This window comes from Dysgonomonadaceae bacterium zrk40 (assembly GCA_016916535.1).
Taxonomy (GTDB): Bacteria; Bacteroidota; Bacteroidia; order Bacteroidales; family Dysgonomonadaceae; genus Proteiniphilum.
The window spans coordinates 2,007,013-2,031,726 of record CP070276.1 but is presented as its reverse complement, the minus strand read 5'-3'; the positions used below and the strand labels follow the sequence as shown (position 1 = coordinate 2,031,726).

Genomic DNA, 24,714 nt, shown 5'->3' with positions numbered 1-24,714 from the left:
ATTTGTCTGTTGTTGTAATGTGATATGGTAAAACACCAACGATTCATACTATGAAAAAGACAATCCTTTTTATCCTCATCAGTATTGCAATAGGAAGCCTTCCTGCTGAGATGCTTGCAGGTCTGAATGAGCACAGGAACATGGAGGTTCATCCCAACACCAGTTTGCAAAAAAAAGAGAAGAAGAAAGGGAAAAAAGAGACAGTCAAGACTCCTCCCTTGCATGACCTGAAGGATATCCCCAAAGTAACATTTACCGCTGCCAATCCCTGTGCTCCAGCCAACCTGGTCACCAGCGGGATGCCCTGGGAGGAAACGGGCCTTGATGTAATCAAGCCGTTGGGTGATGTTGAACCGATAATTCCTGAGCCGTTGTCCTCCATCACCCACTTGTCTGCGTTCGACTACAAAGCTGCCGTAACGGTTGCTTTTGAGGGTATGCGACTGATATACGGCCCGATGCCGGAAGAGGAAGGACGGCAGTTTGAGCAAACATGGGCGCCACTGTTCAATTATCCTACACAGGAGATCATCGACTACCTGAATCGGTTGAATCCCCTGATCAGCCAGTTTCTGGCAGCACGTGAATCTTACCTGCGTACCTTCGCAGCGGTCCAGATGGTTATGCTGGATGCCGCCACGGCTGTGGATTGGGACGACCAGGAGGCTTTTCATGCAGCGCTCTTCGAGGCGAAATTACACACCACGGGTATGGAGTCGCTCAATGCAGCAATGCAGGTACTGGCTGATCGCATCCAGCAGCTGGGCAATCCTCCCAACCCCAACGATGCCAAATGTGAGGCTTACAACCGTTACAGGCGAGTGTTTCAACAGGAAGAAGAGGAAATCGACTTAGGGGAAAGCTGGATAGGAACCCGCGAAAGTCCCTATCAGGCAGCTGGGCTGGATGAGTTGAAAGAAACCTTGATCCGGTATCTGTTCAAGACAAAAGTTAACGGGAAAGATACCTACTATGCCATTCAGCTTGTCGAATCGGACCCCTGCAGTGATGAGGAGATGGAGACAGACGAAGCTTGTCTGTCGAGTGTCAAGGTGGAACAGCTGGATCTGCCGTCAAACAATGACCAAATGCCCGACATCACCTCCGACGGGACCTTCGTCTCCTATTTTCCAAAAGTAACGGTGATGCTGATTTCAAAGCTCACTTTCGACTATTTCCGGTTGCGCGAATATTCGGCGGTGACCGAGTCCGACCTTGAGAACCCCGGTCTGGTGGCCAACAAGGAAGCCTACCGAGCTGCATGCAACAACTATGGAACACGCATCATGCGGAGTGGTTTCTTCTTTAAAACGGCCATTGAATGGACGGCAGAAAATCGCTGGAGCCAATATGCCTTCGCAGAAAACGGCGTGATACCCAACGATGCCATCGTTGATTTTGAAGAAGCCCTGAGAGCGAACATCATGGCCGACATGGCAGCCAAAAAGAAATCGAGAAAGGAACGCCGTGAGGAGGAGAAGAACAACCAACTGGCAAAAGAAGCCGAAGAACGCTCTACACGAAACAAAAGAATGGAGGACTCACTGGCTCTAGAGAAGCAGTCGAGGGAGGAGTCCATCGCATCCCGCAGGGAAATCATCAACTCCATCCGTGAGCAGATAGAGCGCGAACGGGAATACAAGCAACGTGCCTCCGAAAGGCTTTCGCAGGCAAGAAACACACAGGAAGCCACAAGCCTGAGGAAAGAGATGGCCGATATCGATATGCGGATCATGGGACTGCAGTCCACCATGCAGAGTGAAGAAGATGCTGTGGCTACCCTTCAGACGGGTGAACTGGTTCAAACGCGCACCATGTTCGCTGACTATGCGCGGAACAAGATGATTCATGACATGCACATTGATGCAGCCCGTCGTGATGCCACACGGAGAGCGGCATACATCGTTGACCATCAAATCAAGCGCCTCCCCTGGGACCAGCGCGAGACCGCCCGCAAGCTGGCAGAAAGTGTGATCGACGGGGATGCATTGGTATCGGGTGACGTGGAGAAGGCACGTTCACTGGCGTTGGCTTTGAACAAGCAGTTGCAGGGTTACGGGGAGTATGATCATGCGGTAGCGACGGAGGCCATCGTCAACTCGGAAGAGAACGAGTTTTGGGCACAGTCAACGATTGTTGCAGCCGGTGCCATTAGCGTCGGGTTGGGATCGAGTGCCCTGGCAGGTGCTTATGGTGCCGAAGCTGCGGCAACCATTTATGGCACAAAAGCATTGGGCGCCGTCTACGGTGGTGTAACGGGCTATCTTGGGGGAGGGCCCAAAGAAGGTGTCATACAGGCTGCCGGTGCATGGTCGCCCGTAACCGGTGGTGTGGCCGCATTTGTGAATGGTTATTACGAGGCAGGACAAAAGAAGGGTGCCACCACCTCCTCTCAGATCTGGGTGGGTGCAAAAAACGCCGGGACCGAATATATTGTCGGGAAAGTGTTTGAAGTGGGTGTCTCTGTAGTATCGAAAGGGGCTACTGCTCTCTTCGGCAATGAAAGCCGCCTCTTCAGGCCCCTGGTGAAAACCCCTGCACAACGGTCCCGGGAATTAACTGACCAGATACGAACCACACGCAGCAAGCTGGAAGCGGAGGATGCCGTGAAATCGTTCAACCGATTAAATGATGAACTGATTATCCTGCAAATGGACGAAGTGGCAAACGCAACCCAAATTGGGTCAGTTAAAAATGAGTTGAACCAACTGGCTGCCTCTATGAATGCCGACTATCACGCCAAGTGGTTTTTCAAGTACAAGGCGGATCGAAAACTGAGGATCAGTTTCGACCGGAGTGTGCAGGAAAATTACAATGAAATGATACCGAAGATGGCGGAGTCGTTGAGGAGCAAAGGCTACGATATGTCTGATATCCGGTTCAGGCAGTTCAGGAATGCCTCCAGCGGCGGCACTTCGAGCATGGACCTGGACCTGGCACCTGTCTCAGCCACCACTGGAAGTGAGCCCTCCTTTTTCATCAAAAACGGGAAAAGGGTTGACGCCAGGGAGTTCATGCAGGATGCACAACAAGCCATGAATCAGGACTACTTCGAGATGTTTCACATCAGCGCCAAACAATCGGAGATGAACCTCACCACATCGATGCATGCCGAAGCGTTTTCCACGCCCGAACTGTTAAACGAAGATGTGGATTTCTCGCAACTGGCCCCCAAGGATGTGGCCAGCATCGGAAAGGTGCTGGATGTGAAAGTGAACTCCATCGAAAAGAATCCGATGCTGAGCAACACCTCCAAGATGCAGGCCAAATGCAGGGAGGCGAGCAAGGAGATCGACAACATGCTGATGAAGAAACTGGAACAGGATCTGGCAAAAGCAAAACCGGGTAGCAGTGAATACCTGCAGACAGAAGCCGACATCAATTACTGGAAAGAACTTGGTGCGAAATTGAAAAATATTGGCACACAGACAAACGATCCCAGTGAGATCATCCGGCTGAACCGTGAGATATCACACGCTACAGGGGGCAGGGATGCGATTCAGGTGGTGAACGACCTGATAAACCGGTTCGGTTTCAACCAAGCGACACAGCTTAAGATGTGATAAACATTTTCAATTACAACTATTACGATCATGGAAACATTCACCATCATTCTCATTGCAGCACCTCTTGTTTTCCTGCTGCTCCTGTATGTCATCCTCTCCAACAGACTTACTTTCCGGCGTAATCAGGCCGATAATGCATTCGCAAGCCTCGATGCCTACCTCAAAAAACGATTCGACCTGATTCCAAACCTGGTTGCTGCGGTGCAACAATATATGGGACACGAGAAAAGCGTTCTTACCGAGATCACCGCACTGCGGAGCGAGGCCATGAAATCCGGCTTGAGCAGTGATGAGGTGATCGAGATCAACAACAGGATGAACCGTGCCATGCGTTCTGTGAACGTGGCGATGGAGAACTATCCGGACCTGAAATCGAACACGAACATCCTACAGTTGCAGGCATCACTCAACGAGGTGGAAGAACAGATCTCAGCTGCCAGACGGGCATACAACGCTTCAGTACTCGCATTCAACAACGGCGTTCAGTTGTTCCCGTCGAGTTTGATTGCCTCCATCCGGGGGGTCAGCCCCAAGCCATATCTGGAAACACCCGATACTGAAAGAAACAACATCGATGTCAATTCTCTGTTTAACTCACGTCGATGAAAACCGAAAACGAATTCAGATCATTTTACAGGACAACGCTTCAGCCGTCACTATTGGATCTGAATAAGTTCCGACGCCAGACACGCGCCAAAAACATCCGTATCACCCTTCTATACATCCTTATCCTTGCTCTTCTCTTCGTGATTGGGTTTGTTGTGAACAGGATGATTTACGGTGTCTGGTTCACCGAAAGCAAGGCCAACGTACCAATCATTCTAACAGTAATTGTTGTCATTCTCTCTCTCTTCTATTACTTTGGCCTTATTCATGCAAACAGAAAGAAATTTGTCAGCCGCTACAAGAACGACATCATCAGCTCAATTGTACAGTTCATTGACGAGAGTCTGCTCTACGAAGCCGAGAACCATGTCCCCCAGCGAGAGTTCATCGCTTCCGGATTGTTCTATCCGAAACCCGACCGCTACAGCGGAGACGACTGCGTGAGTGGCAAAATTGATAAGACAGAAATCGCTTTTTCCGAGATACATGCCCAATACAAAACGGTAGTGAGTGACGACGAAGATGGCAAATCGGAGAGATGGATCCCACTCTTCGGTGGGTTGTTTTTCAAAGCCGATTTCAACAAGCATTTCAAAGGGGAATATTATGTTTTACCCGATAGGGCTGAGAAACTGTTCGGACGGGCAGGAAAACTATTTCACAGTTCAAAAAACCGCTTCGGTGAACTGATCCGCCTTGAGGATCCTGAATTTGAAAAGGAGTTCGTGGTGTATGGCATAGATCAGGTGGAGGCCCGCTACATCCTTTCTGCCAGTCTGATGAGGCGCCTCCTCGATTTTAAACAACGCACAGGAAAGAAGATGCAGGTCTCCTTTGTGAAATCTTCCCTCTATATCGCCATTCCCTACCGGAAACCACTCTTTGAACCCCGTTATTACTCGTCGATACTCTCAGAAGATAAGACAACAGAGTATTTCCTTGACCTGGAGATGGCCATTGCCATCGTGACAGAACTGAACCTCAACACCCGCATCTGGAGTAAACAGTGAGAACCTGTTTCAAGTCAAGACAAAGATTCATTCGCAGGTACAGGGCTTATGCCTCTCCCATGCCCCTCCCATGCCCCTCCAAAGCCCCTCCAAAGCCCCTCCAAATTTTTATGGAGAGGCAGGCGCCCATGTCCAGCCGATGTGACGCGAAAGGCACCAAAGAAAGAAGCACCTACCGGTATTAACCGATAAGTGCTTGATGTTGAGGGAGCGGCAAACGAGATTCGAACTCGCGACCCTCAGCTTGGGAAGCTTTTTTCTATATCTTCCGTTATTTCCCAATATTTATATTTATATTGATTATCTGTTATTTACAAGTTTAACAGTGTTAAATTTTATCGTTATTTGCTCATATTTTGGGATATTTATCTACATTTGTTTACCCATTGTTTACCCAAATAGAATGATTTAATCTACAGTTTTATGTTAGGTATGAGTAATATAAAAAGGAGTGATCAAAACTTCAAGTACAAAAACAGGAATGTTTCTGTAATCTTGACGAGAAAATACCGCGAAAATACAGAAGAAAAAGCTCCAGTATTCTGGCGAATAACATTTAACAGGAAGTTAAAACACTATTTCTCAGGATTTGAGTTTACTGACATTGAATGGGATGAATTTGTAAACAGAGATTTGAGAAAACATAAAATAATTAAACAGACTCTTCATCGGTTTTTGAATCTTACATTGACAAATTACATTGAAAAACTGATTGAAACAAACGATTTCTCCTTTGAAGCTTTGGATGCACTTTTGAAGAATCATACTACTATAAGTGTGAATGAAGCTTTTGAGAAAAAGATTGAATCGCTGGAGATGGAGTACAGCATAGGGAATGCTTCCATCTATCGGACAACGCTGAATGCGTTGAAAAGATTCAAATATTACCAGACCCTCCGGAACAGAAAGGAAAAAGAAGAATTCATTCAACTATGCACGAAAAACAAGTACAAATCGAAAGGAAAAAACAAGCTTGACATACAGATCAACATCCAATTCGAGGAATTGACACCCAGCTTCTTCAACGAATGTGAGACGTTCTGGAGAGAAACAGAGATCACCGACTCGACCATAGGGCTGTACATGAGGACCATCAGGGCATTGATCAACAACAAAGAGGGGGAGACAGCATATATCAGCGAGAAGCATTATCCATTTGGAACGAAAAGGGGCAAGTACATCATCCCAGAAGGAGGCAGAAGAGAGATAGCACTGTCGATTGAGGATATCTGGAGAATTGAGGACTTTGAGACCGATCATCCGCAGCTGTTGCTAGCAAAAGACATCTTCGCGTTCATGTTCTACTGCAATGGCTTGAACTTTGGAGATCTCTGCCGATTGCGCTATGAAAACATCGATGCACCATCCGGAGAGATTGTATTCCAAAGAAAGAAAACATTGCGAAAAGGGGAGAAACCGACCTTCATCTATGCTCCGATGCTTCCGCCGATGGTTGAGATCATCAACCGGCAGGGGAACAAAGAACAGGACGGGTATATATTTCCTTTTCTGAACGGCATTGAACCAACCATACAGAATGAAAGAAACATCAAACGTCAAATCAATTTTGCCCTGGATCCGATCAACTCGTCCTTGAAACAGATCGCGACAGCGCTTGAGCTGGATCCCAATATTTCAACTTCCTACACCCGAAACAGCTACATTTCCCATCTCGTGAGTGAGATGTTTGTCAATCCGATTATAGTAAGGAAAATGGTCGGCCACAGTACGAAGAAAGATGTCACGGCCGGGTATGTAAACCTGACGGCAAAAAAGAGGCTGGAGATCAATTTGAAGCTACTGAATCCGGAGAAGAGGTATGCGGTGATTAATTCAGGAAGGGTAATCTAGCATATAGCATATACTTAGGGCTTAGTATTTTTACCATTAGAAAGAATTTATCGATATTTTTCGTTGTTTATCTAAATAATTGGTAGTTTTGCATCTATAACCCTGGTACTGATGAGAAACATATGTTTCCGAGTTGTACTAACCTTAATAACTGCCAAATAAAAAGACTGTATACGTAATTGCATTAAAAACATACAATTTTTATAGAGTGCTTATAATATGCATATTATAATAACAAACAGGAAGCATATATGAAATATATGCGCAATAGTATGGCGTATACACAAACGTTGGCAACAAGTGTAAAAACAGACGACCAGACAGATACGATATTGACAAAATTAAAATAAGAAAGGATTTAGCTTTTTGACAGGATAGTGCAAATTTGATGGAAATTTATTTTGTTTTTTTCTTCCCCCGCAAAAAAAGGAAACCCCAACCCACATTGCAGCACATTTCCAAGCCCACACGAGACTACGCTCTGCCCAAAGGCTTGAAAAAGAGCTGCAATATCCCAACCACACAACTGCTACGACAATACATTCGTTATGTTATGTTAAAAAAGATTGAATAAATTTTTTGGATTGATAAAATATTTCTATTTTTGTACCATAAAACAATTTTAGTACAAATAGAATATGAGCATAGATACTACTAAAGATTCAATATTGAGAGTTGCAAACCAACTGTTTAGCCGGTTCGGGTTTCACAAAACCTCTATGGACGAAATAGCAAAAAATGCACGTAAAGCAAAAGGCTCGTTATACTACCATTTTGCGAGTAAAGAGGATTTATTCAGAGAAGTAATCTTAAAGGAAATTACTAACCTTAAAAGCCAGTTGGGAGTTATTGCTAACAATTCTGATTTGGATGCTTCTCAAAAGTTGCATAGCTATCTTGTCAAAAGAATGGAAATCCTTAATTCAGCAGCAAGTTACCATGAAACGCTAAGAGCCGATTTTTTTGAACATTTCCACTTTATAGACGACCTGAGAGCTGATTTAGATACCTGGGAAAAAGAAAACCTGAAGAAAATCATTCTTCAAGGTGTTAATACAGGCGAGTTTACTTTAGTTACAGATATTGACGTTTTGCTGGATATGTTTTTAATGGTTCTGAAAGGTCTTGAAATACCATTCTTTCTACAAAATAAGTACGAGAAATATTCACCTTACTTTGATGGATTAATAAACATATTGAATAAAGGTTTAGCCACCTGATTTTTTTTAATCAAAACTGACTATAAAACGATACTAGTGTAAATAATAATAAATTAAAACATGAACAAATTTGTAAAATTAATAATCAGACTAAAATGGCTGATAATTTCAGTTGTTGTGGTATTAACCGTTTTTTTGGGTTATCAACTAAGAAACTTGCCTATAAATCCTGATATTATTGATTCTTTACCCGATGATGACCCGACTGCCAAACTCTATAAAGATATAGGAACGGAATTTGCCGGAAATGATATGGGCATGATTGTGTTAGAAACTAAAGATGTTTTTAATGCAGAGGTTATTAAACATGTTAAACAAATTACTGATAGTATTAAATACACGCGAGGCGTTTCTACCGTAACAAGTTTAACGAATATACTTGATATTAAAAGCTCCGATTGGGGGATTGAAATAGGAAAGCTGGTTGATGAATATGAATTACCGACAGACCCATCTGACTTAGACAGCCTTAAAGCTTATGTTCTGTCAAAAGACATGTACCGGGGGGTAATTGTTTCCGATGACTGTAAGGCGACGGCAATCATGTTCACCCTGCTTCCGGATGCAGATAATCAAACTATTGCAAAAGAAATAAAGGAGAAGATTGAAAATATGGACCTGCCGGAAACACTATACTTTGGCGGGCTCCCAATGATGATGAACGATATTAACGATTTAATAATATCCGATATAATTTGGTTGATACCCATTGTTTTTCTTGTTATAGCAATTATTCTTTGGATTAGTTTTAAATCGTTTCGCGGCGTATTATTGCCGTTGCTGGTTGCCGGGATTTCTGTAGTCTGGACTTTGGGAATAATGTCTGTTGCAGGCTATGAGCTTACCATTATATCAAATATCATACCGGTTGTACTACTTGCGGTGGGCAGTGCCTATACCATTCATGTGCTGAACAGTATTAACCACATGGCCCTTCAGGACAGAATACAAGCATTAATCAAGGGGGTTGCATATATTATCATTCCGGTCATATTGGCAGCAGTCACGACTGCAACAGGTTTTGTTTCGTTCGTTTTTGGCGCATACCTTACAATGATTAAGGACTTTGGGATATTCACAGCAGTCGGTACATTCATCGCCTTGTTGTTGTCCATATTCTTTGTGCCGGCTCTGATTTCAGCTTTGTCAACGTATCGAAAGAAAAAACCTGCTGAAAATACAGAAAAGAAAACGGTCTTAACCCATAAAATATTATTACCGCTAACTAAAACACTTTTTAAACATCCTAAATATACTATTACTGCATGGGCATTAATTCTTCTGGTAAGTGTTATCGGGATTTTTCAAATTGAAACCAGTGTAAACATGGCAGATTATTTTAAAAAAGATAATCCTACCCGGGTGGCAGAAGATGTAATGCAGAAAAAATTTGGTGGGTCATTACCCATATTCGTTGTTTTTAAAGGCGATATGCAAAGTCCTGAAGTTCTACAAAAGATGATTGAAACGCAACGTTTTATGGAAGAAGACCCAAGTATTGACATAACCCAATCGGTGGCCGACCTTATTGAACAAATGAACGATGCCATGGGCGAAGGGGAAAAAATACCCGGTGAAAAGGCAAAAATTGAGCAATTATGGTTCCTGCTTGATGGACAGGATGTGATGCCGCAACTGGTTAATAACGACCTTACCAAAGGAGTAATTCAATCAAAATTTGCCTCAGTTGATACTAAAAACATTGAAGCATTTACTAAAAAAATGAACCGTTTTATTGAAGAAAACCAAAATGAATATTGCCAAATAGAGCTTACAGGTATGCCATCCGTTTACGATAAGCTCAATAGCAGCTTATTAAACAGCCAGCGCAACAGTTTGTTAATTGCTATTGCACTGGTTATATTGATTGTTAGCGCGATTTTGAGGTCTGCTTCTAAAGGAGTTTTTGCCGCAATTCCCGTGGTTGCAACGATTATTGTCCTGTTAGGAATAATGGGAATAACCGGAATTCCGCTCGATATAGCAACCGTATTGGTAGGCAGTATTGCTTTGGGTATAGGCATTGATTATTCTATCCATATTATCACCGGATTTAATAATCATCTGCTGGAAAACGGAGATGCCGAAAAATCAATCGAAAGCGTTATTTTATTGAGCGGCAAGGCAATAATAATTAATGTAGTATCGGTTTTAGCAGGATTTTTAGTGCTTCTGTTTTCTCAAATCGTACCCTTACAAAATTTCGGACTACTGATTGGCATTAGTATGATTGGTTCCGGGTTTAGTGCGCTATCACTGCTGCCTGCTATTCTTATACTGGCAAACAGAAAACATAAAATAATAGCAAATAATCATTAACATTTAAAACTTATAATTATGAAATCAACATTTAGAACAGCAGTATTAACTGTATTAATCGGAGTAAGCAGTATAATTTCTGCAAATGCACAAGATGCAACAACTATTTTGGAAAAAATGGACGATGTAATGTATGCCCCCAAAGACATGACAGGGAAAAATACAATTATCCTGATTGATAAAAATGGCAACAAAGAAATCCGTGAAGCGACCATTCAGCAGAAAGGAACCGATAAACGAATGTTTCGTTTTACTGCACCCGCATCACAGGAAGGCATCGCCATTTTATCACTTCCTAATGATGTAATGTATTTGTATTTACCGGCTTTTGGCAGAGAAAGAAGAATTGCTTCCAGCGCTAAAAATCAAAACTTTGCAGGCACCGATTTTTCTTATGACGATATGGAATCTGTACCATTCTCGGTAAAGTACACCCCAAAATTAGCAAAAACAGAAGGCAATGTATTTGTTTTGGAATTAACTCCTATAAGTGGTAAATCGGATTATTCGAAAGTAATTGTACGTGTTAATAAAACAAATTATTACCCAGAATCTATGGAATACTACAACAAGGGTAATAATAAAATAAAAGAAGCCAAATATACTTTCAAAAAGATTGGCAACTATTGGAATGCCTCAGAAATTGAAATGACCGACTTGAAGAAAAATCACAAAACTAAAATGCAAATGTCGGATGTGGAATACGACACGGGGTTAACAGACGATGACTTTACCGTTAGAAAATTGAAACAATAAAAATTTTGATTAGCACATTAATTTAATAGTTAATGTGCTGATTTTTTAACATATATATATGTTAAAAATGTTATAAAACGCAAATTTATAACATAATACAAAAATAAACTTCATGATATGATAATCAATTATGCGAATTCTTATAAACCGGACATTATAGTCCCTAACGCGTTTTTCACTGATAATTATGGTATTTCTGATGAAGAAATAATTTCCAAATGCGGAATTAAGCAAAGACGAAGAACTCGTCCCGAAGAAAATACAAATTCAATGGCGATTGAAGCCGTTAAAAAGGCCTATTTCGAATCGCCTCTATCCTTAGATGAAATTGATTTAATAATCGGTGCAACCTACACACCTTATGATACAGTTGGCACATTGGCTCATGCAGTACAAAATCAATTCAATATTGCTAATGCTAAATGTTTTACCGTTGATTCCGCCTGTTCTTCATTTGTAAATGCTCTTGAAATAGTCGAATGTTATTTTGCAAATAATAAAGCAAGCAAAGCATTAATTATTGTTTCAGAAAACAATAGTGCATATAACGATGATTCTGACAAGAATTCGGGTTTTTTATGGGGCGATGGTGCAGCAGCAGTGGTTTTATCAAATGAAAGACATTCAGATGAAGACATTGAAGTGATTGATATAAATACCACTGGCTTAGGCAACATTGGCAAAAGTATAGAAGGCGTTTACCTAAGACCTGGTAATGGAGGTATAAAAATGCCTTTTGGAAAAGACGTTTTTCAATATGCGTGTACTTATATGATACAGGAAACAGAGCAAATTTTACACAAAAATGACATTCCTATCAGCCAATTGAACTACTTAATTCCACACCAGGCAAATAAACGAATTACCGATTATGTTGCTGAAAAATTGAAATTAAAACCATCTCAACTATTAACAAATATAGAATATTTAGGAAATACAGGTTCTGCAAGTACCCCCATTGTTTTATCTCAAAACTGGGATAGATTCAAACAAAATGACACAATCGTTATATCGGTTTTCGGTGGTGGTTATTCAAGTGGTGCCGTTTTATTGAAAAAATTATAATTTATTTTAGCAATAGTTCGTTGAAAAAAATCTAAACGCAAAGACGCAATGGCGCAAAGTTTTTATTATCAGAGAGTTGTGATAAACATTGCGCACTGTGCAAATTACTCACTAACAGGCATTTAAAAAAGGTCAACGGAGTATTGTTTTAGAATACACATTTTTTTATGGAAAAAATAATAATTGAAAGTATTAGTGATTTATCCGATATCAAAGTATCTGATATAAAAATTGATTACTCGTTTGAAGATGATTTACAATTCGACAATCTTGATTTAGCCGAATTGTTTATGAATTTAGAAAATAAACTAAAAATAACAATTGATTATGATATGTTTCATGAAATTAAGACTGTTGGTGATTTGATTTCGTATATCAAAAGATTAATTTAAAAAATAATGATTTCTGGTTTTATATTGAAATATTTATTAGGTTGGAAAATCAAAGGCGAATTTCCAAACATCAAAAGAAGCATCATCATATTTGCCCCACACACTAGCTACTGGGATGGATTTTATGGAAAACTATATTTAATGCAGTTAGGTATAAATTACAAATTTCTATCAAAAAAAGAATTTTTCAAATTTCCATTAAACTATTTCTTTAAGATTTTTGGTTCTATACCCGTGAGTAAAACCAAGGAGTACATTGATTATGTTGCTGAATTAATTAATATTAGCCAAGAACTTCATATCGTGTTGTCTCCGGAAGGGCAATTGGCAAAAACAATACGATGGAAAAAAGGGTATTACTATATGGCTGTACGAGCAAATGTCCCCATTGTTGTTGGATACATTGATTATAAGAAGAAAGAAATCGGAATTAAAAAAGTGATTTATAACCCAACAGATATTAGTATAGTAAGAAAAGAGATTGCTCAATTGTATTCTGATGTTTCAGCAAAATATCCTGAAAATTTTTCACCTGAACTAAAAGTATAAAATATGAAACAGAATGTAGCACTAGTACTATCAAGTGGTGGCTCAAAGGGGCTTGCTCATATAGGCGTTATAAATGAATTAGAGCGGCTGGGTTTTCAAATATCTTCTATTTCAGGTTCTTCTATCGGGTCGGTTATTGGCGGCGTTTATGCCATAGGTAAAATACCAGAATATACCAAGTGGGTAAGCACCTTTAACAAAAGGGATGTATGGGGCTTTATGGATTTTACGCTTGCAACAAATGGCTTATTAAAAGGTGAGCGGGTTTTTGATAAAATGAAAACTTTTATCCCTGATATGAATATTGAAGATATGCCCATCCCCTTTGCTGCCGTTGCTACTGATATACTCCACGAAAAAGAAGTGGTTTTTACAAAAGGAAGCTTTTATGAAGCTGCCCGTGCATCCGTTGCAATTCCGGCAGTTTTTACGCCGGTAAAATACACTGATACCATTCTTGTTGACGGTGGCGTTCTTAATCCAATTCCTATTGAATACGTGTCCCGTAAGAATGGAGATATGCTGATAGTAGTGAATCTTTACGGTGACAAAAAAACTGATATTCCAAAAGAAACAAATACTAATAACGGATATTTAAATAGGTTGATGAACACCATATCGACCTTAATCTTAACTGGTGACAAGTACAGTACAGGGTATTACTCACTTTTAAGCAGTACGACATCGGCAATGATACATAAGATTGCAAAAATGAGCATCGAGAAACATAAACCCGATATGATAATTAATATACCATACGATTCGGCAAATACCTTTGATTTTTACAAGGCAAAAGAATTGATACAGTTAGGGGAAAGTGCAGCAAAAGAGGCAATAAATTATTATTATAAAAACCTATAAGGGAATGGATTTATCAAAAGAATATATCAATATTCATAAGCTCATTAAAGCAAGTGATTCGAAACTTCTTAAACGGTTGCCCGACTTTGTGATTTACCTGATTAAGCTAATTATCAGGCAAAATGAGATAAATAGAATTCTATCTGCTTACGCTGATTACGAAGGGGTTGATTTTTTGCCTAAAATAATTAAGGAGCTAAACATAAAAGTAGAACTTGAAGGAATTGAGAATTTACCCGACAATGGCAAATGCTTTTTTGTGGCAAATCACCCTTTTGGATTTGTTGATGGCTTAATTTTAACAAGCACAGTTGCTAACAAATACGGTGATTTTAAGGCTATCGGCAACAACGTATTTATGCTTATTCCTCATTTAAAAGAGAATATTGCTGCGGTAAATGTTTTTGGAACAAATCCAAGGGAGTATATTTTAGAATTGGAGAAACAATTTAAGTCTGATATCCCTATTACTCATTTCCCCGCTGGTCTTGTTTCGAGGATTAAAAAAGGAAAAGTTGAGGATAGTGACTGGCAAAAAGGGTTTATTAAGAAAGCAGTTGCGTATCAGCGTAACGTTGTTCCATTTTATTTCTACGGGCGAAATTCACTTCTTTTTTATTTTATATACATAGCCCGGAAAACTTTTGGAATAAGTAAAACCTTGGAATTAGTTCTATTGCCTCATGAACTATTTAACAAACGAAATAAAACCATCAGGGTTAAAATAGGCAAGCCCATTTCATACAGCACCTTCGATATATCAAGGTCTCACCACGATTGGTCACAATTTGTAAAAAAAACAGGTCTATAACTTAAAAAATGCAATATGAAAAAAGTATCGGCAATAATATGTGCATATAACGAGGAGAAAACGCTAAAAGATGTCATCCTTTCAGTTTCAGAATCTTTAATTGTTAGTGAGATTATTGTAGTTAATGATGGGTCTTCGGATAATACTAAGAAAATAATTGAGGAGCTGCAGAAAGAGATTGAGATAACGGCAATCCATTTTACAGAAAACAAAGGGAAAGGATACGCCATGGCGGTGGGAGTTGAAAATTCAACCTTTGATATTATGCTATTTGTTGATGCCGACCAGTCGAACATTATTCAGGGATACATTAATCAATTAACCAACCCTTTATTAAAAGAAGAATCGGACATGGTTTTAGGCTATTCTACTGTAAATATTTTAAGCCAGGATGTAAATCCTTTAAAAATATTAACAGGTGAAAGAGCTTTATACAAAGAAGATATTATACCAATTCTTGATAAAATGAAGGAGTCACGTTTTGGTGTAGAAACTCTATTGTATTTTTATTACATATCGATTGGCAAGTCCATAAAATTTATCAGGTTAAAAGGGATGACACATAAGGATAAGTACAAAAAAATGTCTTCGTTTAAGGCGTTTAAGGCAACAACAGGCTATATTAACGAAGGCTTTGAAATAGCCTATACAGCCTTTAAGAATTATGAGCTTTTACTAAAATCTGTAGAAAAACAAATTTCTAAAAGAGTGAAACAATGAGTAAAATTTCGGCCATAATTTGTGTTTACAACGAGGAGAAAACAATCAAAGAAGTAGTAACCACCGTATGCGATTACTTTTTTGACGAGGTTATTGTTGTTAATGACGGTTCAACCGATAGAACGGATGCGATTTTAACTGAACTATTCGGCTTACACAATATTAAGTACGTTCTCCTTCCTGAAAATAAAGGGAAAGGCTACGCAATGGCAAAAGGCATTGAGAATGCTAGCGGTGATATAATTGTTTTTGTTGATGCTGATTTATCAAATTTACAGGAAGAACATTTGGCTCAATTAATAACACCAATATTCAAAAATGAGGCCGATATGGTATTGGGACAGCCAACGGAAACAGCAATACATACAAAATTAAACCCGTTCAAATCATTTACGGGCGAAAGAGCATTACTAAGGCTTGATCTTTTGCCTATTCTGGATAAAATGAAGGGATCCAGGTTTGGGGTAGAAACCTTAATCAACATATACTACAAATCGAGAAAAAAGAAAGTTACTTTAGTTTATCTCGAGGGATTAAAGCATCCCATTAAATATAAAAAAACAACCTTTGTTAAAGCAACGAAACATTTTCTATTTGAAGCTAAAGAAATAATTTATACGCTGATTATAAATTATCAGATATTGAAACATCTTTTTAGAAAATGACAAGCTAAAACTATTTAGGATGAAACTAAAAACAATAATTTGGATAACAGTTTTTGCTGTTTCGATGGGCTTTTTCGAAAGTGCAATTGTAATTTACCTAAGGGAAATTATATATCCCAATGGATTTGCTTTCCCTTTACAGCCTATCGAAAGGGTGCTTGCAACAACAGAAATTCTAAGAGAAGCCTTTTCTTTGCTTATGCTTCTTTCTATTGGTATCCTTGTAGGCAAATCAACTGTTACAAGGTTTGCTTACTTTTTATATTCTTTTGCCGTTTGGGATATTTTCTACTATATCTTCCTGAAAATATTAATAAACTGGCCAGAATCTTTAATGACAATGGATATTCTATTCCTATTGCCTGTAACCTGGGTTGGCCCTGTAGTAGCCCCACTAATTCTATCTTTTCTTATGATTTTATTAGCTTTACTAATACTTTATTTTTCCGCACGCAATGAACAGGTTCACTTAAAGGCTCATGAACTTGTAATGTTAATAACAGGCTCTGTAATAATAATTATATCATTTACCCAAGATTACATAAGGTTTATACTCAGTCATTATTCGGCTGCCGATATTTGGTCGCTGCAGGCTAAAGACATTTTAAAATTTTCTGTTCAATACTATCCCGAAAATTTTTACTGGCCAATTTTTATTGGTGGAGTTGTTTTTATTCTCATTGGGATAGGGCTTTTTACAAAAAGAAATATTTTATTAACTAAAGACCTTTTACAATAAATATACGTATCACTTTAAATTACAATCAGATGAAAAGAATAAAACTATTTCAATTATTGGTATTACTCATTTTAACTTCAGGTATTGCCAATGCGCAGGAAGCAAACAGCCTCAAACTGTCAGGTGAACTTTTTACCGACCAACGTTTTTTACTTAAATCACCTAACGATTGGGCCTGGAACGAAAACCGTCTGACTTTAAACCTTGACAAACGAGTAACTGGAAATTCTAAGTTTTATAGCGAGGTATGGTTACGCAATATTGGCTTGCCCGATATAAATTCATCAGCTGACCTTTATAATAAAGGGATTATTGACCCTTATAATCTTGAAATCAGGGAAGCTTACGTTCAATTAAATGGTTTTCTAACTAAAAACTTAGACTTAACCATTGGTCGTCAGCGTATTGTTTGGGGAACTGCCGACAAATTGAATCCAACCGACAATCTTAATCCTTTGGATTTGGAGGATATTCTTGATTTTGGCCGTCGCAGAGGCTCCGATGCTATCAACTTGAATTACTATATTAATAACGACTTTTCTTTGCAGGGCGTTTTTATCCCTTTTTTCCAGCCTGCAAATATGCCTGTTGGTATTTTTGCCAATATCCTGAATTCCACAATGGAACTGCCGGATGGAATGGTATTAAAAAGTGTTTCTGATACGTTAATGATGCCAAAATATAATATTGGCGAAAGTTCTTCGGCAGGTTTAAAATTCAAAGGATTTGCTAAAGGGGTTAATTTTTCTTTAAGCTATGTTTGGGGATATGATGGCTTGCCTTTCGCCACAAAAAACACTTTTATTCCGGTTGATAAGCTTGGTGGAATAAATATAAATTCACAACTATCGTTTGCAAGAACACATATAATTGGAGCTGATTTAGTAACAAGCATAGCAGGATTTGGGGTTTGGGCTGAAGCAGCAGCATTTATTCCGGAAAAAGATATTATAATGACTAATGATTTATCAGCATTTTACCCAATGTCGCCTGTTCCTGTTACCCAGGATTCGTTAGTCTTAGATAAAACAAAACCATACATTAAATTTGTAGTTGGTGGTGATTATTTTTTCTCTGACGGGTCTTATCTTAATGTTCAATATTTACACGGATTTATTCATGAAAGAGCAAGAGAAAATCTAAACGATTATTTCTTTTTACGATATGAAAAAACATTTTTAAATAATAAGCTGAAAATTACTCCCATTGGTGGCGGTTTTATAGTTACCGACTGGGATAATATTCAAGACAATTATGCACTTGTGTATATGCCTGAGATTGCATACAAAGCCACTATTAATTCAGAAATCACTGTATCAATCCCCATTTTTGATGGAAAAGGAGATAATTTGTTTTCGAATCTGAAGGACAATAATATGTTTATGTTTAAATTGAAATATAGTTTTTAATGTTAAATCACTTTTTTAGCCCACGCACAGTCGTAAGCACATTTGCAAGCCCCACAGCCTGTCCCGATTTTTTTCGGGAAGCCAACCCTCAACCCAGCGGCTTGCAAAAGAGCTTCCGCCTCTCCTGCCCAAGTAACCGCCTTTGAGGGCGGTTTTAGGATTGCCCACCCACAAAAAACAAAATAAATTTATGCTTCGTGGTAAGGTTGGTGCAGTTTGACAATGACAAGAAATAAAAGCTAAATAAATAATAAACAGATGGATATGAATGAACACCAGTTGCCAATCGAGTAGACTGCCCCGCCAGCCTTGGCTGACGGGGAGAGCCTCTCACACCACTGTACGTACGGTTCACGTATACAGCGGTTCGTTAAGAAATGGAGCAATTTTCTGATAATAAGTAAACATAGGTTCGTAACCGCGTTGTTGCAGACGTTCCACCGTGATGGTGGTTTTCAAAATAGGGCTACAGGCGACCGCCCATGTACCCATTCGGCTACGGCTGTGGCTGTATGCGTGTTCAAGGTCAACGCCCAAACGTATCAGGTTTTTCCGTCTTCGTTCGGATTTCTTCCATTGTTTCCAGATACAGCAACGTAACCGGTTACGCACCCACCCATCCACATCTTTGAGTTTTTCCTGGATACTTGCCATGCGGTAGTATTGAAGCCAGCCTCGCTGTACTTCTTTCAGTTTGTGGATACGCTCATCGAAACTGGCGGGTGTGGTTTTTCGGGTGATGGCTTTGAGTTTTAGTTTCAGGTTTTTCCATCCTTTGCCGCTTACCACCAGCTGGTATTTGCCTTTTTCCCCCTTTTTGTAAGTGGGCACAAAACCATATCCTAATAGCGAAAAGTTTACGGGGCGACGGATTCCACTTTTCTCCCGATTAATAGGCAGGTGTAGTTTACTCTTTAGAAAGAGAAAGATCTCGTTGCCTGTTTTGCGGGCTTGCCATTGGCTTTTGCAATAAATGCTAAAGTCGTCAGCATAGCGGACAGACTTTAATCCACGTCTGTCTAATTCTTTATCCAATTCATCTAACATGATATTGGAGAGAATCGGGCTCAGCGGACTGCCCTGTGGTACTCCTTTTCGGCGTTTGACTAACTTCCCGTTGATTAAAATCGGCGCTCGCAGCCATTTGCGGATAAGACGCAGCGTAAGCGGGCATTTTACCTTGCGATACAACAATTGCAGCAAAATGCAGTGGTCTACTTCGTCAAAGAAGCTCTTCAGGTCAATGTCTACTATATCCTGATAACCATTGTTTATATACTCCAATGCTTTGAGTACCGCTTGCAGGGCATTCTTATTCGGGCGAAATCCATAACTGTAATCCTCAAATTCCATTTCGAACCGGTTGGCTAAAACTTGCCCTACGGCTTGTTGAAGCATTCGGTCAACCACGGTAGGCACACCTAAAAGACGTGTCTTCCCATTTCCCTTGGGTATCTCTACCCCCAAAATGGGTTGTGGCAGGTAAGTGCCATTTAACAATGATTGCCCTATACTTTCCCTGTTCTTTGTCAGGTGGTCGTATAGTTCGCTTACAGGCATCCGGTCAACTCCTGCCGAACCTTTGTTCTGCCTGACCTGTTGCAATGCACGCATCATGTTGTGACGGTTAATCACTTGCTCGATCAATTCCATTTCGTTTTTGTTTGCTAATTTAATCATCTTCTCTTGCCCTGTTTCGCTTGCTACAGGCTATTTCATTGCTGAAAATCCATGTCGCATTAAAAACTTCTTAACGTTCAGTCCTTCATTACGTTCGTGAGACCTCCGACTCTCTGGATTTCTATCACTTGCCGGCTCGTTTGTTTATTTCACCCCAAAAGTATACCGGTATTTCAATCCAAAAGTATACCATTTTAAATTAATCTCCAAGTCTGTTTCCCTGTTGTTGGCGGTACCGCCAACAACAGGGAAACAGGCGTTCTTATTCTGACTGTTATTTTCATTTTTCATTCATCATTTTTTTAGTTTCCTTTAATCTGTACGATTCACCATTCATATTTACAAGATGTGCTTTGTGGGTTAGCCTGTCTACAAGAGCAGCTGTAAGTACTGGGTCTCCAAAGATCTCTTCCCACCGGTCAAAGCCAAGGTTTGTTGTTATGATGGTTGATTTTCTTCCTGCTCTTAAAGAGAGGTGATTAAACAGCAACTCTGCTCCCTGCTTATCGAAAGATACATATCCAAACTCATCACATATTACCAGATCATACTTTTCAAATTGATTTTCAACCTGTTTTAAAGTCTTTTGGGACTGCGATTCACGTAATTGAGTCAGTAGTCTGTGTACGGTTGTAAACAATACTTTGTATCCCTGCATACAGGCTTTAAGTCCAATCCCTATCGCTATGTGTGTTTTGCCTGTACCCGGGTTACCGGATAGTATCACATTTTGTGATGATGCTATAAAATCCAGTCTTTCAAGCAGAGGCAGTTTTTCCTTTGCACCCTGTGGCAATTGATCTCGCTCAAGGTTAGTCAGATACATTTTGGAAGGGAACCTGGCATTCCTTATCTGAGCTTTTTTACGGTTCTCCTGCTTAACTTCCCACTCACGTTCCATGAGTCTTAGAAGGTACTCTTCATAATCGATCCTCTCTTTAGCAGCCTCTGCTGCAAGCTCTTTGTAATCTCGTCTGAAAACAGGCAGTCTGAGAGCTTTGCTATATTCTGCTATTTGCTGATTTATATTGTCCATTGTTGTTTGTTTGATGCATTAATTGGGTAATCCAGGTTAGTTGTTCTTTAGCTTTAATGGCTATATTATCTGTGGTCTCTGTTATTGGTGTTACAGGATGCTTGTTACCAATAAGAGCTAGCAGCCTCTCGACAGTAACATTGTCAGCACAGGTGCCAAGTAATCGCTTTACTGATTCTTCCAGCTTCTCTTCACTAACCATCTGTTCACGGCAGTAAGATAACAGTTCAATAAACTCACGAGGCTCATCCTGGAAGAAGTTGAGATAAAGATCTCTCAGATAATTATTGTCTGCCAGAGCCTTGCTTCCGGCAAGAGCTCCCGGCTTTTTCTTGAATGTGCCAAGGTAATGTTCTATATCAATTACCCAGTCATGAGGCTTGTAGCTACGGGAATGAATGGCAACCCGTTTATTTTCAAAGAAGATATATACCTCTCTGCTTCTGATGCTCACATCAACAAACAGGCCTACCAGATGATCGGGTACAGAGTAACGGTTGCCCTGATGGCTGACGGTTGCATATTTATCTGCTCTTAGCTGGATCTGTTCACTGCAAATCATCACTGATACCGGATGTTTGCCCAGAACTCTTCTCTCTTCCTCCAGAAGCATATTGGCACTCTTGCCCGTACCCTGCTGTTTAACCCCGTTAAGCCTCTCTAAAGTGGAATCAAGCCACCGTTGAGCTTCATGGGCAGAGTTAAAATCATCTTTGGGAGCAAAGGCTTTACGGCGCACGTACTCCACGCTGCGCTCTACGTGACCTTTCTCATTCCCGCGATAGAAGTTGGTAAAGCGGTGAGTAAACTGATAATGACCTCTAAGCTCCAGTAAAGCGCGAGTGGGCTCTTTCTCATGATTACCTGCAAACCTTGCTACTGCAACCCGCATATTATCATAAACCATCTCACGGTATACACCGCCAATCTTCTCAAAGAAGCGTGTATGAGCTTCCATAAACGCGAGTGTATCCTGACGATTATAGATAAAAGCATACCGCCAGTTACTGTAGGCACTGGTGAAAACAGCAAGTTGTAAGCTTGTGCGTTTACCACCAATCAAAAGTTTAATCTCACCCCAGTCAAATTCACATATATCACCAGGTGCATAAGCCTGACGGATATATGCCTCTTTAGATGACTGCTGCTTCTCTTTAAGCCTTATGTAGTTGCACAGCGTGGTGTATCCTACATCAAAACCATGATCAAGCAGTGCATCATGGATGTCTTTCTTTTTCATCAGCTGCTTTTGCAATCCCTGCTCAAGCTTCTCTTTGTTTTTAGAAAGCAGTTTATCTATAAACTCTTGCACATCGTTTGTAAGCTTTAGTTTACCGCGGGGTACAGTCATCTTATAGACTGGATTGCCGGATAAAAATAATGCACCGGCTGTCTCTTTGCAATCAGAGGATTCTAAAGTTGCTTCATACTCCTGAATGTACTTATTGACAGTCTTACGACTGATCTGCAGTTCGCGGGCTATAGTACGCTGGCTTTTACCATCACGATAGCTGCTAATAATGATTTCCTGTTTTGTATACATACTTATCATTTGTTAAGAACGGATAAAATCCATTCATAGTTGTAAGTGGTATACTTTTAAATTGAAATGTGGGGTACTTTTTAATTAATATATACACTCGTTTTCCGTAATTACTATGACCTCGGCTGACTTCTCATTACATTTTACTGCTTAGAGATCTCCCCCGGTAAGAGCTTTTTCCTTCCTCCAATCCCTGCGGTATCTACATATCTGTCCACAAACTACCTTTTGGGCGTTACAATGATGTGGTTGCTTACCCAGGACAATTATGCCTCATATACCGTTTCTGTTCGTCAGTACCGGATTTTGCAGTCTCGCTTCCTTCACTGCTGTCGTCACCAACAACCAGCTTGCGACTTGCTAATGCTTCGGGCACGACCCCGTGCATAAGGGACTTACACCCTCTGGAAAAATACACCTGCTTAGAGCATTGTTTAACCAAAATTATTTGTAATTTTGAAATTTTACTGTTGCTTGCAGCAGGTGCGCTCTGCTCATGCAGGGCGCACACATCATATATAAAACATTTGGCAGTCAGTGAGTTATAGTACGTTTCGGCTCGTATCAAAAGTATTTGTAACTTGACAGGAAAGTGCTTCGAAATGCCAAACGTTTCATATACGTAACCGTTGTGCCTCATGCTAAAAAACAACCAGACACCTAATAGAAATTGAAAGAAATGGAAAAAATATGTTTTGTGATTATGGGTTATGGTAAAAAGACCGACCCGACACTAGGGAAAACCTACGACCTTGACGCAACATATCATCGTATAATTAAGCCTGCGGTTGTAAAGGCAGGCTATACTTGCATAAGAGGTGATGAAATTTTAGAATCGGGAATTATTGACAAAAGCATGTATGCTCTGCTTATTAGAGCAGATTTAGTTATTGCAGACATAACTACATTTAACCCAAATGCAATTTACGAACTTGGCATTCGACACGCTGCAAGACCCTACTCTACAATTGTAATGAAAGAAAAAGATGGCAATATACCATTTGACATAAATCATAATAAAACGTTTACATACGCTCATATGGGGGAAGACATAGGGGCATCAGAAGCTGAAAGATGTGTAACACACTTAAGCAGTTTAATTCTCGAAATAGACAAAGCTAAAGAAACAGACAGCCCGCTTTTTCACCATATTAGAGGTGTTGAACCATATACATTACCCGAAGATGAGTATGTTCAAATTATAAAAGATTTAGCATCTAAAGAGAAAAGCATTTTCGCCCTTGTTGAGAAAGCCAAGATAGAAATGAAAAATGGAAACTTTGCAGAGGCGTCTAAAATGTGGAGAAAGCTAACAGAGAAAGTCGAAAGTGATACTTATTTTATCCAACAATGGGCTCTATGTACATATAAAGACAAAACTGTCAATCCAAAAGTGGCATTGAATGATGCACTTACTATCATAAGTAGATTAGAACCCGAGAACCGAAACACTACAGACCCTGAAACTTTGGGTATAACAGGAGCTATTTATAAGCGACTTTGGCAAAATGACATAGAAGTAATTGAATATCTTGATAGAGCAATCGAATATTATAAAAGAGGATTCTCAATAAATCAAGATTATTATACAGGAGAAAACTATGCACTTTGCCTAGACTTCAAATCAGAAATTACATCAGATTCAGATGAAAAAATATATTTAAAAGTAGAGGCTAAAAAGACCAGAAAAGAAATCATAAACATTATTGAAAAACTCAGTGATGACGAGGATTTTGAGATAAGAAGTGATTTAAAATGGATTTTTGCAACATTAGCGAATTGTCATCTTGCCCAAGACAATGTTGACCTGTTTGAGAAGTATAAATCCTTATTTGAAAACTGTCACCCTGAGGCATGGGAAATGGAAACTTTTCAAGATTCCGTGAAACACATTAATCAATTAAATTCAAAATAAA

21 protein-coding genes are annotated in these 24,714 nt (G+C 39.8%); 17 read left to right on the top strand and 4 right to left on the bottom strand.

Translation table 11 applies throughout. The features are described from left to right. Positions 1-50 precede the first annotated feature (50 nt). The 16 genes from JS578_08505 (at position 51) to JS578_08430 (ending at position 18,539) form a co-directional block, all read left to right on the top strand. Positions 51-3,563, top strand: a complete 3,513-nt coding sequence (locus tag JS578_08505) for a hypothetical protein (GenBank protein QRX62930.1) — start codon at positions 51-53, stop codon at positions 3,561-3,563. A 30-nt stretch (positions 3,564-3,593) separates the two neighbouring features. Then, the gene (locus JS578_08500; GenBank protein ID QRX62929.1) at positions 3,594-4,172 is read left to right on the top strand and encodes a LemA family protein; all 579 of its coding nucleotides are present in this window, start codon (positions 3,594-3,596) and stop codon (positions 4,170-4,172) included. Next, complete coding sequence (locus JS578_08495; protein ID QRX62928.1) at positions 4,169-5,182, top strand: DUF3137 domain-containing protein; 1,014 nt, start codon at positions 4,169-4,171, stop codon at positions 5,180-5,182. The genes JS578_08500 and JS578_08495 overlap by 4 nt, the downstream gene beginning before the upstream one ends. Before the next feature lie 777 nt (positions 5,183-5,959). Then, a complete protein-coding gene (locus tag JS578_08490) occupies positions 5,960-7,033 on the top strand; it encodes a phage integrase SAM-like domain-containing protein (GenBank protein ID QRX62927.1) in 1,074 nt (357 codons plus the stop codon). 638 nt (positions 7,034-7,671) lie between these two features. Beyond that, on the top strand, positions 7,672-8,253 hold the full coding sequence (locus JS578_08485) for a TetR/AcrR family transcriptional regulator (GenBank protein QRX62926.1): 582 nt from the start codon (positions 7,672-7,674) through the stop codon (positions 8,251-8,253). A 60-nt stretch (positions 8,254-8,313) separates the two neighbouring features. Next, a complete protein-coding gene (locus JS578_08480; protein ID QRX62925.1) occupies positions 8,314-10,572 on the top strand; it encodes an RND family transporter in 2,259 nt (752 codons plus the stop codon). 18 nt (positions 10,573-10,590) lie between these two features. Then, on the top strand, positions 10,591-11,328 hold the full coding sequence (locus JS578_08475; GenBank protein QRX62924.1) for an outer membrane lipoprotein-sorting protein: 738 nt from the start codon (positions 10,591-10,593) through the stop codon (positions 11,326-11,328). A gap of 117 nt (positions 11,329-11,445) precedes the next feature. Further along, entirely contained in the window at positions 11,446-12,393 is a 948-nt protein-coding gene (locus JS578_08470) for a ketoacyl-ACP synthase III (protein ID QRX62923.1), read from the top strand. A gap of 167 nt (positions 12,394-12,560) precedes the next feature. Next, positions 12,561-12,785 (top strand): hypothetical protein, encoded by a 225-nt coding sequence (locus JS578_08465; GenBank protein ID QRX62922.1) that lies wholly within the window; start codon positions 12,561-12,563, stop codon positions 12,783-12,785. A 6-nt stretch (positions 12,786-12,791) separates the two neighbouring features. Continuing rightward, on the top strand, positions 12,792-13,334 hold the full coding sequence (locus tag JS578_08460) for a 1-acyl-sn-glycerol-3-phosphate acyltransferase (GenBank protein QRX62921.1): 543 nt from the start codon (positions 12,792-12,794) through the stop codon (positions 13,332-13,334). 3 nt (positions 13,335-13,337) lie between these two features. Continuing rightward, entirely contained in the window at positions 13,338-14,195 is an 858-nt protein-coding gene (locus JS578_08455) for a patatin-like phospholipase family protein (GenBank protein ID QRX62920.1), read from the top strand. 4 nt (positions 14,196-14,199) lie between these two features. Then, positions 14,200-15,006 carry a glycerol acyltransferase gene (locus JS578_08450; GenBank protein QRX62919.1) on the top strand — a complete coding sequence of 269 codons (807 nt, stop codon included), beginning with the start codon at positions 14,200-14,202 and terminating at the stop codon, positions 15,004-15,006. Positions 15,007-15,021: 15 nt separating this feature from the next. Continuing rightward, a complete protein-coding gene (locus JS578_08445) occupies positions 15,022-15,726 on the top strand; it encodes a glycosyltransferase (protein QRX62918.1) in 705 nt (234 codons plus the stop codon). After that, on the top strand, positions 15,723-16,391 hold the full coding sequence (locus tag JS578_08440; protein QRX62917.1) for a glycosyltransferase family 2 protein: 669 nt from the start codon (positions 15,723-15,725) through the stop codon (positions 16,389-16,391). Before JS578_08445 ends, JS578_08440 begins: the two co-directional genes overlap by 4 nt. A gap of 19 nt (positions 16,392-16,410) precedes the next feature. After that, positions 16,411-17,130, top strand: a complete 720-nt coding sequence (locus JS578_08435) for a hypothetical protein (GenBank protein ID QRX62916.1) — start codon at positions 16,411-16,413, stop codon at positions 17,128-17,130. 29 nt (positions 17,131-17,159) lie between these two features. Then, on the top strand, positions 17,160-18,539 hold the full coding sequence (locus JS578_08430) for a hypothetical protein (GenBank protein ID QRX62915.1): 1,380 nt from the start codon (positions 17,160-17,162) through the stop codon (positions 18,537-18,539). A 351-nt stretch (positions 18,540-18,890) separates the two neighbouring features. Here JS578_08430 and ltrA read toward each other — a convergent pair whose 3' ends face one another. From ltrA to istA, 4 genes are all read right to left on the bottom strand, one after another. Further along, positions 18,891-20,186: a group II intron reverse transcriptase/maturase gene (gene ltrA, locus JS578_08425; protein ID QRX64970.1), complete on the bottom strand. Its 1,296-nt coding sequence runs from the start codon at positions 20,184-20,186 to the stop codon at positions 18,891-18,893. A gap of 177 nt (positions 20,187-20,363) precedes the next feature. Continuing rightward, positions 20,364-20,510 carry a hypothetical protein gene (locus tag JS578_08420; protein ID QRX62914.1) on the bottom strand — a complete coding sequence of 49 codons (147 nt, stop codon included), beginning with the start codon at positions 20,508-20,510 and terminating at the stop codon, positions 20,364-20,366. Further along, positions 20,500-21,255 carry an IS21-like element helper ATPase IstB gene (istB, locus tag JS578_08415; protein QRX62913.1) on the bottom strand — a complete coding sequence of 252 codons (756 nt, stop codon included), beginning with the start codon at positions 21,253-21,255 and terminating at the stop codon, positions 20,500-20,502. The genes JS578_08420 and istB overlap by 11 nt, the downstream gene beginning before the upstream one ends. Beyond that, the gene (gene istA / locus JS578_08410) at positions 21,221-22,798 is read right to left on the bottom strand and encodes an IS21 family transposase (GenBank protein ID QRX62912.1); all 1,578 of its coding nucleotides are present in this window, start codon (positions 22,796-22,798) and stop codon (positions 21,221-21,223) included. The genes istB and istA overlap by 35 nt, the downstream gene beginning before the upstream one ends. Positions 22,799-23,477: 679 nt before the next feature. Between istA and JS578_08405 the strand changes: the two genes are divergently transcribed. Next, positions 23,478-24,713, top strand: coding sequence for a DUF4071 domain-containing protein (locus tag JS578_08405; GenBank protein ID QRX62911.1), 1,236 nt, complete (start codon positions 23,478-23,480; stop codon positions 24,711-24,713). Position 24,714 lies beyond the last annotated feature (1 nt).